Annotated in this window: 7 protein-coding genes; all 7 read left to right on the top strand. The window is 43.5% G+C overall.

Annotated features, from left to right (window positions below; translation table 11 throughout):
* Positions 1-419 precede the first annotated feature (419 nt).
* The 7 genes from BM043_RS10930 (at position 420) to BM043_RS10900 (ending at position 16,914) form a co-directional block, all read left to right on the top strand.
* The gene (locus tag BM043_RS10930) at positions 420-3,410 is read left to right on the top strand and encodes a SusC/RagA family TonB-linked outer membrane protein (protein WP_092791584.1); all 2,991 of its coding nucleotides are present in this window, start codon (positions 420-422) and stop codon (positions 3,408-3,410) included.
* A gap of 19 nt (positions 3,411-3,429) precedes the next feature.
* Positions 3,430-4,920, top strand: coding sequence for a RagB/SusD family nutrient uptake outer membrane protein (locus BM043_RS10925; protein ID WP_092791583.1), 1,491 nt, complete (start codon positions 3,430-3,432; stop codon positions 4,918-4,920).
* Between the two features lie 63 nt (positions 4,921-4,983).
* Positions 4,984-8,271, top strand: coding sequence for a VCBS repeat-containing protein (locus BM043_RS10920; RefSeq protein ID WP_092791582.1), 3,288 nt, complete (start codon positions 4,984-4,986; stop codon positions 8,269-8,271).
* On the top strand, positions 8,237-8,821 hold the full coding sequence (locus tag BM043_RS10915) for a hypothetical protein (RefSeq protein WP_092791580.1): 585 nt from the start codon (positions 8,237-8,239) through the stop codon (positions 8,819-8,821). Before BM043_RS10920 ends, BM043_RS10915 begins: the two co-directional genes overlap by 35 nt.
* On the top strand, positions 8,818-12,120 hold the full coding sequence (locus BM043_RS10910; RefSeq protein WP_092791579.1) for a VCBS repeat-containing protein: 3,303 nt from the start codon (positions 8,818-8,820) through the stop codon (positions 12,118-12,120). The genes BM043_RS10915 and BM043_RS10910 overlap by 4 nt, the downstream gene beginning before the upstream one ends.
* Positions 12,083-15,388, top strand: a complete 3,306-nt coding sequence (locus BM043_RS10905; protein WP_245753018.1) for a VCBS repeat-containing protein — start codon at positions 12,083-12,085, stop codon at positions 15,386-15,388. Before BM043_RS10910 ends, BM043_RS10905 begins: the two co-directional genes overlap by 38 nt.
* 182 nt (positions 15,389-15,570) lie before the next feature.
* Positions 15,571-16,914 (top strand): vanadium-dependent haloperoxidase, encoded by a 1,344-nt coding sequence (locus tag BM043_RS10900; protein ID WP_092791577.1) that lies wholly within the window; start codon positions 15,571-15,573, stop codon positions 16,912-16,914.
* Positions 16,915-16,961 lie beyond the last annotated feature (47 nt).

The raw sequence follows: 16,961 nt of genomic DNA, 5'->3' as shown, positions 1-16,961 counted from the left end.
CGGTCATCGGTCTTCCAGCCGCTTAAGCAAAGAAAATATGGCTACTGGTATAATTACGGATAATCAGTTTTTATTTAAAAATATTTCATCAAAACAAAAGAACTTCCTTAAATTTTTTAAAAATGTGGAAATCAGCCTAAAAACGAACATTTCGAAAAATGGGTGAATTTTCGAATAATTAATAAATATGATTTTTTTTAATTATCCGTAAATGGAAATCGATTTCCATTAGTGTCTTAATACTTAAATTAACAATTCACTGAGAATTCATTAAAATATACATTATTCTGTTAATTGTCTCTTTTTCAACAATCACTAAAGCCAATTGTTAACAATTGCAAAATTAAAATTAATGCGTCACATTAGGTTTGAAATTAAGTACTCATACCTATTTCGCTTTTTCAAAAACAAAAAACCCTATGAGAAATTATTTACAAAAAGCAAAGACATTGACGCTGGCGATCATGCTCCTTTTTGGAGCCACGTTAGTAGCCAATGCCCAAAGTAGAACCATCACGGGTACTGTCCTGGATGCTTCCTTTGGAGACCCTGTTCCAGGTGCCACAGTTTTGATCAAGGGGACCACGCGAGGCGTTCCTACTGATCTAGACGGAAAGTTCACCTTGGAAGTAAGACCAGGAGATGAAATTCTCGTGGTGTCGTTCGTTGGTTATCTGACTCAAGAAATTGAGATTGGTAGCCAAAGTACATTTACTATCAACCTCGAAGAAGATATCCAAAGTTTGGAAGAGGCGGTAGTCATCGGTTACGGTTCTCAAGACAAGAAAGAAATCACCTCCGCAGTAGTGGGTGTTTCTCCGGAGGATTTCAACCGAGGTAATGTCTCTAATCCGGCTCAATTGCTACAAGGTAAAGTAGCCGGTCTATCCATCACCCGACCTGGTGGTAACCCAAATGCCGGATTCAATATTCGTCTTCGTGGTCTTTCCACGTTCGGAGCCAACTCTTCTCCATTGATTGTATTGGATGGAGTAATTGGAGCATCGCTTGAAAACGTCGATCCCAATGACATTCAGTCCATCGATGTATTGAAAGACGGTTCGGCAGCAGCGATCTACGGTGCTAGAGGTTCATCCGGTGTTATCTTGATCACCACGACCAAAAAAGGAAGCAAAGAAGGAAGAGCGGAAGTCAACATCAACTCATTTGGTACTTTGGACAAAGCTGCCAATCTAATTCCTATCCTTTCTGCAGAAGAATTTGTAGCAAGAGGAGGCACAGACTTTGGCAGTGAAACCGATTGGAGACAAGAACTGATTCGGGACGCTTATTCCTACACGACCAATGCCAGTGTTTCTGGTGGATTTAACAACACCAATTATTTGGCTGCTGTAAACTATAGAAGTAACAATGGTATCGTTCAGGGCTCATCAAATGACCGGATAAATACTCGAATCAACCTTTCTCAAGCTGCTTTTGATAATAAGCTGAGAATGAATGTGAATTTATCCTTCAGTACTATCGAATCGAATTCCATCAATGATGCGGCATTCAGATATGCTACCATTTACAATCCAACTGCGCCAATTTTTGAGGATACTGAGGATGCAAATGAACGATTTGGAGGATATTTCCAGAGAGACCTATTTGACTTCTTCAACCCGGTCGCAATGATCAATCAGCAGAAATTCAGAAATGAAAGAAAAACTGCTTTGACCTCTTATCGTGCGGAATATGATATTTTACCGAATTTGACGGTTTCGGCTCAGTATTCTGAAGACAGAAGTAATGATTTGATCGGTGGTTTCTGGTCAAGACAGGATTTTCAAGTTGGACTTGGATCCAGAGGTTCGGCGGAGCGAATCACCAATGACAGAAGACAGCAAATCTTTGAATCTACCCTTCGATATGAAGTAGATATCACAGATGGCTTGAATTTAGCATTGTTGGGTGGTGTGGGTACTCAAACTACCAAAAACCAAGGATTTGGCGCTAGATCCAGACAGTTCCTTTTCGACACGGGCTGGGACAATTTGGGAGCTGGAGCGATCCGAGTGGGTAACTTTACCAACATGTACTCCTATGCCAATCAGGATCAGTTGAATTCCGTTTTCGGAAGAGCAAACTTCAATTACAATAATTACCTGTTTGTCTCAGCATCTGTAAGGGCAGAAACGTATTCTGGTTTTGGACCGGAAAATCAAACTGGTGTGTTCCCTGCATTCTCTATAGGATCTGACTTTACTCAGCTGTTTGATATGGGCTTATTTTCCCAATTCAAGCCAAGAGTTTCATTCGGTGTAACGGGTAATCTTCCTCCTTCTCCTACCCTTGCTTTAGGTGTCTTCGGAAATGGTAACCGAATTGATTTGGATGGAGATCCGCTTTCTACCGATGACGTATATGTGGGTATCGTCCAAAATTCAAACCCTAACCGATTCCTAAAGTGGGAAACCAAAGAAGAATTTAACGTGGGTATTGACTTCGGGATTTGGGATAATAAGGTAACGGGTAGCATGGACTACTATACCCGAAATATTTCTGACCTACTATTCAACGTACCTGTGGGCGGTGGACCAAACATCTTTGATCCAGGACGATTCAATACGGTAGGAAGTACTTGGGTAAACTTGGCAGATTTGAGCAATGCAGGTTTTGAATTCTCAGTTGCTGTCAACGGCCTTAACCTCGGAGAGGTGATTTGGACTCCTAGTGGTAACTTCACTATCTACCAGAAAACTCAGATCAATAGCTTATCAGCATCAGGTCTTGGTTTTGATGAATTACGTTTTGCAACTCCAGGCTCTCCTGGACAAAACAACAACCCAATTATCTACAACCGAGTAGGTCAGACGTTGGGTGACATCTATGGTCCAAGATTGGAAGGCATCTCAGAATCCGGTGAATACATCCTTTCTACGACCAATCCGGATGAATTCGAGCGATTGGGCAACGGTCTTCCAAAAGGAGAATTTGGATTTGCCAACAACTTTGCTTGGAGACAATTCACCTTGAATTTCTTCTTGAGAGGAGTTTGGGGACATGATTTGTATAACTCTTACCGAGGATTCTACGAAAACGCAGACGGTGCTTCAATTACTTGGAATTCTGTAGTCACTGACAAAACTCCTACCGATCCGTTTATTACTTCAACTCCTACATTCAACAGTTCGTATGTAGAAGATGCAAGCTTTGTCCGTCTGGACAACATGGAAATTGGTTATAACTTCAAAACCAATTCTCCAAATTTGGGTTCTTTAAGGGTGTACTTCGCTGGACAAAACCTGTTTACCATTACCAACTATTCAGGAATTGATCCGGAAGCAAGAGTAACAGATTTGGAAAATGGAGATGGATTCACCACTTCACTTTCTCCAGGTATTGAGCGAAGAAATACGTATTTCCAAACTCGCTCATTTACATTGGGACTTTCTTTAAACTTCAAATAATCAATCAAAATACAGAGATATGTTTAAATCATTTAGAAAAACCTTTCTTTTGATCCCTGCGACATTGATGCTGGGATCATGCTGGGAGTTGGATCAAGAGGTGCTGGATGGGATTACGCAGGAAGAGGTAAATAATAGCAACAATCCGGTATTGATTGATGTCTTGAAAGCCTCTGCCTACTCCCGAATCGTCGGGAGCTGGGGGTCTCATAACAGTATTTGGTCCATTTACGAAATCTCTTCCGATGAGATGGCTATTCCTCAAAAAGGAGCTGACTGGGAAGATGGCGGACTATGGTTAAGAATGCACAGGCACACCTGGCAACCATCTGATGAAGCTTTCAATAACTCTTGGGCTTATTGCTACACGGCAATCGGTGAGATCAACAACTTGATTGTAGCCTATAGAGATGTAGAACTACTTACCGCAGAATTACGCGTGTTGAGAGCTTTGGTTTATTCTTGGCTGATCGACAGCTTTGGAAATGTTCCGATCATCACAGAAGATGATTTGGAAGGAAACCCAACCAACAATACCAGACAAGAGGTATTCGATTTTATCGAAGCTTCAATTTTAGAAAATGTTGATTTACTTCCAAAAGAAGATACCAAAACCACCTTGAATTACTATTCTGCACATGCAGTTTTGGCAAAGCTTTATCTAAACGCGGAAGTCTATACGGGAACTCCGAGATGGGCTGACGCGGAAGCTGCTGCGGACGTCGTGATCAATAGTGGTCTTTATTCTCTTTCTCAAAACTACTTTGCAAACTTTGCGACTAGAAATGGTGGATCGACTGAAAATATCCTGACGCTGCCTTATGACGAGAATAATGCTGGAGGATTCAACATCGCACAGATGACGCTTCACTATTCTAATCAGGCTACTTATGACTTGCAAGAGCAGCCTTGGAATGGCTACGCATCCCTTGAAGAGTTTTACAATTCATTCGATGATGACGATGTCAGAAAGAACTCCTTCCTAGAGGGACCTCAGTTTGCTGCTGACGGCACACGCCTCAACGACATTTCTGCTGAGGACAATGATCCGGACGGTGAGCCATTAACCTTCACTCCAGAGATTAATCAGTTAGCGCCAAACGCGCTAAGACAAGCAGGTGTCCGTGTGGGAAAATATGAAATCGCCTCTGGTGCATCCTCCAATCTAAGCAACGATTATCCGTTGATCCGATTGAGCGATATGTATTTGACCAAAGCGGAAGCTGCTTTCCGTCAAGGAAATGCTTCTGAAGCGCTTGAGCCATTCAATATGGTCAGAGAAAGAGCCGGTTTAGACCCATTAGGAGCTTTAACTTTGGATGATATTTTCAACGAAAGAGGATTTGAGTTCTTCGCTGAAGCTTCTAGAAGAACAGATCAGATTCGATTCGGAAAGTGGACTCAGCCTTGGTGGGAAAAAGGACAATCAGAGCCATTCAGAGCTTTGTTCCCTATTCCATTGCAGCAAATCAATGCTAACCCTACTTTGACTCAGAACCCAGGTTATTAATTTATACCTGAATAAATTGAAAGGAAGTGTACATTGGTGCACTTCCTTTTTTTTACTACCCTTATGAAATACAGGATAATTATCTTCCTGCTTAGCTTCAACGTGTTACTCTCTTGTACTGATGAGAGCGAGGAGACGGCTACACTTTTTTCCCCTATCAACTCAGATCTTAGTGGAATAGACTTTAGAAATGATCTTTTTTACACCGAAGAAATCAATCCCTATACCTTCCGAAATTTTTATAACGGCGCCGGTGTCGCCTTGGGAGACATCAACAATGATGGACTGATTGATATTTTTTTCGCAGGAAATCAATGCTCAAACAGACTTTACCTCAACGAAGGGAACTTCAAATTCAAAGATATAACCAACTCGGCAGGTCTTGAGTCCATTGGGTATTGGACCACCGGAGTGAGTATGGCCGACATCAATGGCGACGGGCTAATCGACATTTACCTCTGCAAATCCGGGCCTCCGGGAGGCGAGAAACGACACAATGAGTTATTTATCAATCAGGGAGATTTGACCTTCAAGGAAATGTCAAAATCCTATGGGCTGAATGATCAGGGGCTTTCTCAGCATGCCGTATTTTTTGATTATGACAAAGACGGGGATCTGGATTTCTATCTCCTCAGCAACTCGGGAAGATCGGTAGGCATCTATGACCTACGAGAGGGCCAACGGGAAATCCGTGATCCTGATGGAGGGAATAAGCTGTATAGAAATGAAGGAGATTATTTTACGGATGTCAGTGAAGAAGCCGGGATTTATGGTAGTAGCATTGGCTATGGTTTGGGCGTGACAGTGGCCGATTTAAATGGAGACAATTGGCCGGATCTTTACGTTTCCAATGATTTTTTTGAGCGGGACTACCTTTACCTCAACAATCAAGACGGGACTTTCAGGGAGATACTACCTGAAGCCATGCCGGAAATCAGTCTGGGTTCTATGGGCGCGGATATTGCCGATTTGGATAATGACGGTCTACCCGATGTATTTGTCACAGAAATGCTCCCCGAGGATCTCGCCCGGGTAAAGACCAAAACTCCCTTTGAAGAATGGGATAAGTTTCAGGCAAATTTCGATGCAGGATACCATCGACAGTTTACCCGAAATACCCTTCAAAAGAACCTTGGCAAACATCCGGAAACGGGTGAACCCATCTTTGCAGAAATCAGCCGACTGACCGGGATGCATGCCACGGACTGGAGCTGGGGAGCCTTGATTTTTGATGCGGATTTGGATGGCTGGAAAGACGTCTTTGTCGCCAATGGAATTGTTAAAGACCTCACTGATTTTGATTTCGTGGACTTCTATTTGGATAAGCAGCAGGAAGTCAAGCAAAACAAATCCGATTCCCTGCTGATCACCAAAATGATTGACGAGTTCCCCTCCAATCCCCTTCAGAATTATTGGTTTAAAAATCTCGGAAATTGGAACTTTGAAAATCGGGCGGCTTCCTCAGGCTTGGACCAATCCACCTTCAGCTCCGGAGCGGCTTATGGTGATCTCGACAATGACGGAGACCTGGATTTGGTCGTAAACAACCTCAACTCGGAGGCTGGAGTTTTTAAAAATATGGCTATCGAACAGGGCTTGGGCAACTATCTAAAGTTTGATCTGGGAAGCGAATTTGGTGCTAAAATCACCCTAAAAGCTCAAAATCAAACCTTCACCCAAGAATATCAAGCGGTCAAAGGCTACATGTCCTCTGTTGACCCATTGGTGCATTTTGGATTGGGCAATTCCACCCAAATCGACTCGATCATCATCGATTGGCCCAATAATCTCCAAAGTATCCTTACTGACATTCCGACCAATCAAACGCTGAAATTAACCACAGAAAATACTCAGCCGCCCAAACCTAAACCAGAGACATTAGCAACTTTACTTTCGAGAGTTTCCCTGCCCCTTGACTACCGACATCAGGAAAGTGATTTTATTGATTTTGACCGGGATCGATTACGGTTTTGGGCAATCAGCAACGAAGGCCCAAAAGGTGAGCTCGGAGACCTCAACTCGGATGGCTTGATGGACTTGCTTTTGCCAGGAGCCAAAGGGTTTCCCAGTCAGCTTTTTTTCCAAAATAGGGATGGCTCATTCACCGCAAATTTTCTCCCCGATTCGGAAAAAAATAAGCTCTCTGAAGACATTGGAGTACACTTTTTTGACGCCAATCAGGACAGTCATCTCGATATTTTGGTGTATAGTGGAAGTATAGAGTTTGGCGAGGGAAGTCCTTTTTATCAGGATCGCTTGTATCTGAATGATGGTAAGGGGAATTTCTCCGAAGTCTCGCAAACCTTCTCCAGTCAATCCACCTCCTTCGCCCTTTCCTTGGATTGGGATCGAGATGGAGATCTGGATTTGATTTTGGGACAGCGAGCGGCTCCTTTTCACTATGGCGAAGCGGTAGGGCTAGGCCTCTGGGAAAACCAAGGAAATGGAAAATTTACCGAAGTCAATACAAAAGCAAATCCGGCACTTTCTCAAATCGGAATGATTACCAGCGGAGCATTGGCGGATTTGGATCAAGACGGCTTGGAAGAATTGATTCTGGCAGGTGAATGGATGGGAATCAAAATTTTCCAAACGGCGAATGGTCAATTTGAGGATATCACTAAGAACTTTGGACTGGTTCAGACGAGAGGACTTTGGAATTCCCTTCTAGTCGAGGATCTCAACGAGGATGGATTACCCGATATTTTGGCGGGGAATATCGGATTAAACAGTCGGCTAAACTCAAGGAATAAATTCATAAACCGAATGTTTATTAATGACTTTGATCAAAATGGATCTTGGGACCCCATTCTGACTCGTCTGGAAAACGGCAGAAATTTTCCGCTGTTGACCAAAAATGCACTTATCCGCCAACTCCCCTATTTGAGAAAACAATTGACCACCTATGCGGCCTATCAGGACAAGACAATGGAAGAGCTCTTTTTTCCCATAGTTCTCTCAAATTCCTTAATTTTGGAGCTAGACTTACAGGAAACCAGCCTTTGGCTAAATAATGGAAAAGGTGGTTTTGATAAAAAAGTACTCCCCATAGAAGTCCAGTTTGCCCCAATCTATGCCATCAATCATTTTCAAGATTCGGATGGAGAGTCCTACCTGGTTCTGGGTGGAAATCAATCCCGCATCAAACCCGAACTTGGCAGTAATCTGGGAAGTTACGGATGGGTATTGAAGCAAACCCAACAAGGAGAATGGAAAGCGCTCTATCCCGAAGCCAGTGGAATGGCAATTCCGGGAGAAATAAGGGATTTTGAAAAAATACAAATTGAAAACAAACCACATTTACTCGTTTTACGAAATGATCAGGAACCGATTTTATTTAAGATTCGCTAAAGTCACCTTTTTACTCATTCTTCTGGCAGCCTGCCAATCCGAATATCAAAAGATTGAAGAGCGGGAGCTTGCCTCTGGCAAAGAAGTGAATGAACTCTTTCTCGGATTGCAATTAGGCATGGATCGCAAGGGGTTTTATGAGACCTGCTGGGACCTGAACAAAGAAGGGGTATTGACTAATGGGCCCACTGAGCTATCTGTGGAATATGTTCCCGAGCTTCCCTCAGGAAAACCTGCCCGTATGCGATTTTATCCCAAATTTGAAAATGAAAAAATCTACTTGATGCCGGTGGAATTCACCTATGACGGTTGGGCACCTTGGAATGAAGAATTGGCGGTAGAAAAACTCAGAGAAGATGTCGTCGGGTATTTTGAAAACTTATACGGAGAGGGATTTTTTGAGGTCAGCAATGAGGATAAAAGTCTGATTGCCTTTGTAAAAATCGATGGGAACCGAAGAATCCGGATTTTCAAAAAAGACCTATCCACCATCCGCGCAGAAATCGTCGATCTCAAAATCCAAAAACAACTCGAAAAAGAAGCTTCATGAAGATAAAGGCACTTTATTTAGCAGCTTTCGTCGGGCTTATGGCTTGCTCCACTCCAAAGGAAACTGCCCCTACTCTTTTTCAAGAGGTATCGCCAGAGAGCTCCGGAGTTTCCTTTAGCAATGACCTTTCCTTTGATGAAGATTTTAACATTTTCACCTATCGGAATTATTACAATGGTGGTGGAGTCGCCTTGGGAGATGTCAATAATGATGGCTTGCTGGATATTTATTTTACAGGGAACCTGACGAGCAACAAGCTTTATTTAAATAAGGGAAATTTTCAATTTGAAGATGTCACTGAGCAAGCAGGCGTGGCAGGAAATCGAGCATGGAGTACCGGAGTAGCCATGGCAGATGTAAACGGAGACGGGTTTTTGGACATTTACGTCTGCAACTCAGGGGACATCTCCGGAGACAATAAGCAAAACGAACTTTTCATCAATCAAGGTGATGGTACTTTTGTCGAAAAAGCCGAAGAGTATGGATTGGCCGATCAGGGCTTCTCTACCCATGCGGTATTCTTTGATTATGACAAAGACGGTGACCTGGACGTTTATTTACTCAACAATAGCTATCAAGCTATCGGAAGCTTCAACAAAATGCAAAATGAGCGGCCCAAACGAGATCCCGTAGGCGGAGATAAATTATTCAGAAATGACGGGGATCGCTTCACCGATGTGAGTGAGGAAGCCGGAATTTATGGTTCCATCATTGGTTTTGGTTTGGGAATCACCATCGGAGATGTCAATCAGGATAGCTGGCCGGATATCTTTATTTCCAATGATTTTTTTGAACGGGATTACCTATACATCAATAATCAGGACGGGACATTTACCGAATCGCTGGAAAACTCCATGCGATCCATTTCCGCAGCATCTATGGGTGCAGACATTGCTGATATCAATGGGGACGGTCTGCTGGATATTTTTGTCACTGATATGCTACCCGAGCCTCTTGCCCGGCTGAAGCAGGTCACGACTTTTGAGAATTGGGATAGGTTTCAGTTCAATAAAACCCATGGTTACCATTATCAATTTTCCAGAAACATGCTCCACATCAACAATGGGGATGGCACATTCAGTGAACTGGGACGAATGGCCAATGTCGAAGCTACCGACTGGAGTTGGGGAGCCTTGATTTTTGATATGGACAATGATGGCCTTCGGGATTTATTTGTGGCTAATGGCATCTATCAAGACATTACAGATTTGGATTACCTCAACTTCATCGATGATGAGGAGACCAAAATCAAGATCATTTCCCAAGAAGGAGTGGATTATAAGGCACTCATCGATCCCATTCCGATCAATCCCATTCCCAACTATGCCTACCAAAACTTAGGGGACTTGAAGTTTGAAAACAAAGCAGATGATTGGGGACTTGGCGAAGCCATTCACTCCAATGGCGCAGCTTATGGAGATTTGAACAATGACGGAACGCTGGACTTGGTCGTGAACAATGTCAACCGGCCTGCCCAGATCTTTAAAAATGCCCAGCGGGAAATCGCTCCCGAAAATAACTTTATTCAATTTCGCCTTGTCGGCAAAGATCAAAACACCTTTGCCATCGGTGCCCAGCTAAAGGCAAAAGCGGGAGACCAGGTGTTTTATTTGGAGCAAATGCCCAACAGAGGATTCCAGTCTTCGGTAGATCCTAAGCTCACCTTGGGTTTGGGAAAAATCACCCAACTCGATGAATTGACTGTGACCTGGCCGGATGGTTCTCAAACTATCCTGGAAAATATTCAGGCAAACCAACTCCTAAAACTCAGTTGGGAAGACGCGCAAGTGTACCAAAACCCAATAAAAAAATCTCCGATGGGCATCAAATTCGCCCGAAATGACCAAAACTCACTCAATTACACCCATCAGGAAAACCCTTTTGTAGATTTTGATCGGGATCGATTGACCTATCACATGCTTTCTACTGAGGGGCCTGCTTTTGCGAAAGGGGATGTCGATGGCGATGGATTGGATGACCTTTATCTTGGTGGCGCAAAGGGAAATACCGGGAAATTATATCTAGGTATTTCAGATGGTCGGTTTGTGGAAAAAGAACAAGCGGATTTCTCAGTCGATGCTGCTTCGGAGGATACTGACGCTGCCTTTTTCGATGCCAATGGAGATGGCTTTCTGGATTTAATCGTGACTTCGGGCGGAAATGAATCCCCTCGAAATGCTCCCGATTTGGCAGACCGAATCTATCTCAACGATGGAAAAGGAAACTTCTCCAAAAACACAAGCTCTGGGCTTCAGCAAATCCGCGGGAGTAGCTCATCTGTGCAGATTATCGATATCAATGATGATGGAGCCGATGACCTCATTATTACCGAGCGATTGGTGCCTTTCGTCTATGGAGCTCCAGCTTCCAGTCAGGTTTGGATCAATGATGGAAAGGGAAGTTTCAGTAATCAAACCGAAGAACTTGCACCAGAATTTAAGGAAGTTGGGATGATCTCGGATGCGGCAATTTTGGACTGGGATCAGGATGGTCTACAGGATCTGGTTTTGGTGGGAGATTGGATCGCTCCGATTTTTTTTAAAAATACTGGAGGAAAGTTTGAAAAGATCGAAATGCCCGAATTCGAAAAACTCAAAGGCTGGTACCGTACCGTGGAAATCGCTGACATGAATGCTGATGGACTTCCGGATATTCTTTTGGGAAATCAAGGGCTTAATACGCGTTTCAAGGCAAGTGCGGATAATCCCATTCGCATGTATTTGAATGATTTTGATCAAAACGGATCCATTGAGCAACTTTTTACCACCACGGAATCCGGTAAACAGATTCCCTTTGTACTCAAGCATGAATTGGAAAAGCAAATCCCGGAAATCAGAAAAAAATACGTTCGCTACACGAGTTACAACAATCAAAGTCTAGATCAGATTTTTGATGCGGAAACGATCTCCAAATCCATCATTCGGGAAGTCAATCATTTTGAATCCGGCGTCCTTATAAATGAAGGTTCGGGGAAATTTGAATGGAAAGCCTTTCCTCGAATGGCTCAAAAAACCTGGACTTTTGCCATAGAGACCCTAGACTTGAACGAAGACGGAATTCTGGATTTAATTTTAGGAGGAAACCTCTATGGCATCAAACCGGAGATTGGGAAATCAGATGCGGGTTTTGGTGAGGTATTACTGGGAAAAGGAGATGGGACCTTCACCTTTATGCCAAATGCGGAGCACGGTTTGAAACTCGAAGGAGACATCCGAGCGATTTCAAATTTGGGAAACAATCGCCTGCTGATCATCAAAAACAATGACTCGGCGGAATTCTGGAATTATGGGATTGAATAAAATAATTGGATCTAGCTGGTTTCTGGCGGTGGGATTATGTTTTTTTTCCTGCAAAGAAGAGCCGAAGAAGGAAACGCTGTTTGAATTACTCCCCGGAAATCAAACTGGAATCACTTTTTCCAATGAGTTAACCTCCACCTCCGAACTCAACATTTTAGAGTACCTCTATTTTTACAATGGAGGGGGCGTGGCGGCTGGTGACATAAATAATGACGGCTTGGTCGACCTTTATTTTACCGGAAATCAAGTTTCCAATAAGCTTTACCTCAACGAGGGAAATTTCAAATTCCGAGACATCACCGAATCTGCCGGCGTGTCTGGGGATGGTGGCTGGTCCACGGGAGTTACCATGGCTGATGTCAATGGGGATGGTCTCTTGGACATCTATGTCTGTCAGGTAGGGAATTACTTAGGCCTAAGCGGAAAAAACAAACTTTATCTCAATCAGGGAGACTCGACTTTCGAGGAAGTTGCAGCGGAATATGGATTGGATTTCGAAGGTTTCAGCACCCATGCGGCATTTTTTGACTACGATCGGGATGGGGATCTGGATCTTTACCTACTCAATCATGGGATCAAATCGCCAGAAGTCTTTGTGAAAGCAGAAAACAGAAATCTTCCCGAACAGAGTGGAGATAAACTCTTTAAAAATTTTGCCGCCGAAGGGGATATTGGGTTTGAGGAAGTGACAGATGAAGCTGGAATTTATTCCAGCATTTTGGGTTTTGGTTTAGGTCTCAGCATTGAGGATTTCAATGGAGATGGCTGGCCGGACATTTATGTTTCCAATGATTTTACCGAAAACGATTACCTCTACCTGAATAATCAAGATGGGACATTTACCGAATCCCTGGAGAAACTGATCGCCCACACCTCCCGCTATTCGATGGGAAATGATGCCGCAGACCTCAATGGAGATGGTCTTCCCGAAATCATCACCACCGATATGCTTCCCGAAGACCCAGAAATCTGGATGAAGTCAGTCGGAGAAGATAAAGCGGAAGTCTACAAGATCAAAAAAAACCTGAACTATGGTGATCAATATGTCCGTAACCATCTCCAACTCAATCAAGGAGCTCAGGGATTCAGTGAAATCGCACTTTACTCGGAGGTATTTGCCTCGGACTGGAGCTGGTCTCCACTACTTTTTGATATGGATAATGATGGACTCACCGACCTCCACATCAGTAATGGCATTGTCAAGCGCCCAAACGATCTGGATTTTATCCAATATTCCCAAACAGTCGATCCTACACTCACACTGGATCAAGTTCGTCAAAAGCAAATCGACATGCTCCCCAATGTCAAGTTGCCCAATTACACGTTTCGAAATACCGGTCAGCTGAAGTTTGAGCAGATGGCAAAAAACTGGGGTTTGGATCAGCCCAGCTACTCCAACGGTAGTACTTACGCCGACCTAGACAATGACGGAGACTTGGATTTGATCATCAATAATATTGATCAGGAAGCTTTTATTTATCAAAATAGAAGCGAAAAACTACTCCACCATTTTCTTCGAATCAAACTCAAATCACCCAGTCTAAACCCTCAGGCAATTGGAGCGGAAGTGCGTGTTTTTGCTGAAAACCAAACCTGGAGACAGCGTCTGAGTACTAGCAGAGGTTTCCAATCCGGAACCCCTACCGAATTGGTTTTTGGACTGGGAAATACCACTAAAATCGATTCCGTTTTGGTGCGTTGGCCAGAAGGAAACCTAGAAAAGTTTGATGGAGTAGCTAGCAATCAAGAACTGAAGCTGAAGCAAGGAAGTGGAACTCCTCGAAATGAAGAAATAAGCAAACCGGAGACTGACGGATATTCCTTCCCTATCGACTGGAAACACCAAGAAAAAACCGAACTCGATGAATCTGCCCGAGAATACCTAATTCCAAAAAGTTTTGCCAACCGTGGACCTGCTGTCGCTACAGCTGATGTCAATGGAGATGGGCTGGATGATATTTATTTGGGCGGAGCCAAAGATCAAGCGGGAAGTCTTTTTTTGCAAAATAAGGGTGGAAGCTTTCAGGAGGTGCCCAATCCGTTTTTTGAACAGTTGGCAAAAGCAGAAGATGTGGTGGCTGAGTTCGCCGACCTAAATGGAGATGGAAACCTTGATCTCTATGTGGGAAGTGGAGGAAATGAAGAAAAATCAGGCAATCTTTTTCTATTTGACCGGATCTTCTTTGGTGATGGAAAGGGTAATTTTATTTTCTCCCCAACTGCCCTCCCTCCCCTCGGAGAAAATACCGCAAGTCTGGCAATCGAAGACGTGAATGGAGATGGAGCTTTGGATATTTTCGTGAGCGTTTCCAATGTGCCGGGAGACTATGGCGCCAATCCGAAAAGCTACTTATTAATCAATAATGGTTCAGGTCAATTTCAAGAGGCCACTGCTGCATTTTTTGGACCCAACACAGAATTAGGAATGATCAATTCAGCCCAATGGGCGGATCTAAATCAAGATGGAAAAAAGGAGTTGATCCTTGCTGGGGATTGGCAGGACATACGGGTTTTTACACTTTCTGAAACCCAACTTCATGAAATCCAACTGGATGGGCTTGAGAATTCCTCAGGTTGGATCAATGCGATAAAAACTGCTGATATTAACGGTGACGGATTGATGGATATGATCGTGGGTAACTTGGGATTAAACTCAAAACTCAAAGCAAGCCCGGAAAAACCGATTTGGTTATACCATGCGGATTTTGATCAAAATGGTCAGGCCGACCCCATTATTTTTCACTACATGCAGGATAAACTAGTTCCTTTTGCTACTCGCGATGATCTGATCAAGCAAATTCCTTCGATCAAACGCCTTCATCCGAGTTATTCAAGCTATGCCCAGATTGATTCACCGGAGTCCCTTTTCGGAGCTGAGCTCATTAATCAAGTTAAGCCAAAAAAAGCAGTGGAGCTCCGCTCAGGAGTGTACTTTCAGCAAGAGGACGGAAGCTTTGAGTTTGAACCATTTCCGTGGGAAATCCAGTTAAGTCCGGTACAGGCTATTCATTGGGATGAGTCAAGTCGCCTCCTGAGTTTAGGAGGAAATGAATCGGGATATCGAGTGGATTTAGGAAAATCAACCGCCCGGTCATTTCACCAACTCAAATGGACAGGTTCCTCATGGGAAAGCTTACTCCACTCAATTCCAATCCCACTCCATTCAGAGGTTCGGGCGATTATCTCACCCAAGCCCAAAAATCAATCTCAATTATTGCTGGTGACGAATAATGGTCCTGTTTATCAATTAAAAATTGAAGAAAATTGATAAAAGTCATTTGTGCGACTCATAAATGAGATTAGCTTTGACTTTTCCTTCCATGGAACAAGCGATAATAATTTGAGCTTTGATTGGCAATGATTAAATTTAAGGCTGTAAGAATCACTGCTTTCTGCCCTTTATCCAAATTTGGAATCAAGCACAAAGCACCCTTAGCAAAATAATAAAATATGAATCGTATTAAAAGCCTGCTTTATTTAGGATTAGTTGCATTGGCAATCTCCTGTTCTGAGCCGGTTGATTATAGTCAAGCCATTACGGATGGACATTACCTAAACGAGGCTCAAGACCGGATTACCGAAGTCATTATCCACGACATCTTTTCCCCTCCGGTAGCGGCACGGATTTACTCTTATTCTTCCTTGGCGGCCTATGAAGTAGCCGCAGCAGTAGACCCCAACTACCAATCACTCTTGGGGCAACTCAAGGGTTCTGAAGAAGTAAAATTCACCGTACCTGAAAATATTTATCCTCCCCTAGCTTCTCTAGCGGCTTATTATACCATGGGTACTCATTTGATTTTCTCCGAAGAAATGGTCAACGCCCATCGGGACAAAGCCTTTGAGGAATTAAAAGAAAAAGGAATTCCAAGAGATGTTTTTGAAGCTTCTGTTGAATTTGGTAAAGAAGTGGCCGAAGCCGTCAAAGCCTATTCCGCACAGGATAATTATCATCAGAGCCGTTCCTTTCCAAAATACACAGTCACTAATCTCCCCGGAACTTGGGAGCCGACACCTCCGGCCTACATGGAAGGGATTGAACCGCATTGGAACAAAATCCGAACCTTCACCTTAGATTCAGCAGGTCAGTACAAAGTTTCTCCCCCACCGCCTTATTCCACCGATCCCGAATCGGAGTTTTTCAAACGAGCCAAAGAAGTTTATGATGCGGTTAATGCTGCGGAAAAAGAGGAATTGGATATTGCCATGTTTTGGGATTGTAATCCCTACAAAATGAATGTCAAAGGTCATGTGATGTTTGCCGAGAAAAAAATTACACCCGGTGGGCATTGGATGAGTATTGCAGCAATTGCTGCAAAAACCGCAGAATCGGATTGGAAAAAAACCGCCGAAGCCCTTGCGCTTACGGGTATTTCGCTTCATGATGCCTTTGTGGCTTGCTGGGATGAAAAATACCGAAGCAAGCTCGTTCGCCCGGAGACTTACATCAATCAATTTATTGATGAAGAATGGGTCCCCTTGCTTCAAACTCCTCCATTCCCAGAACACACTAGCGGACACAGTGTGGCTTCCACAGCAGCAGCATACACCTTGACGCAGCTATTTGGGGAGGATTTCCATTTTGTGGATAGCTCCGAAGTAAATTATGGACTTCCGGTTCGGGAATATAATTCCTTTTCAGAGGCAGCCGAGGAAGCAGCGATTTCACGGTTTTATGGTGGAATTCACTACATGCCTGCGATTGAAGAAGGAGTATGGCAAGGCCAAAAAGTAGGTGAACTCCTCTGGTCCAGAATTAGCACCAAGCCTAAAAATCTTGCACAAAATGAATAAATTGAACAGCCCGAAAGGGCTGTTTTTTTGACCCAAAAATTAAAATA

The organism is Algoriphagus hitonicola (assembly GCF_900113375.1).
In the GTDB taxonomy this organism is placed as follows: domain Bacteria; phylum Bacteroidota; class Bacteroidia; order Cytophagales; family Cyclobacteriaceae; genus Algoriphagus; species Algoriphagus hitonicola.
The sequence above is the reverse complement of the archived record's forward strand: the minus strand, read 5'-3'. Positions and strand labels throughout refer to the sequence as shown.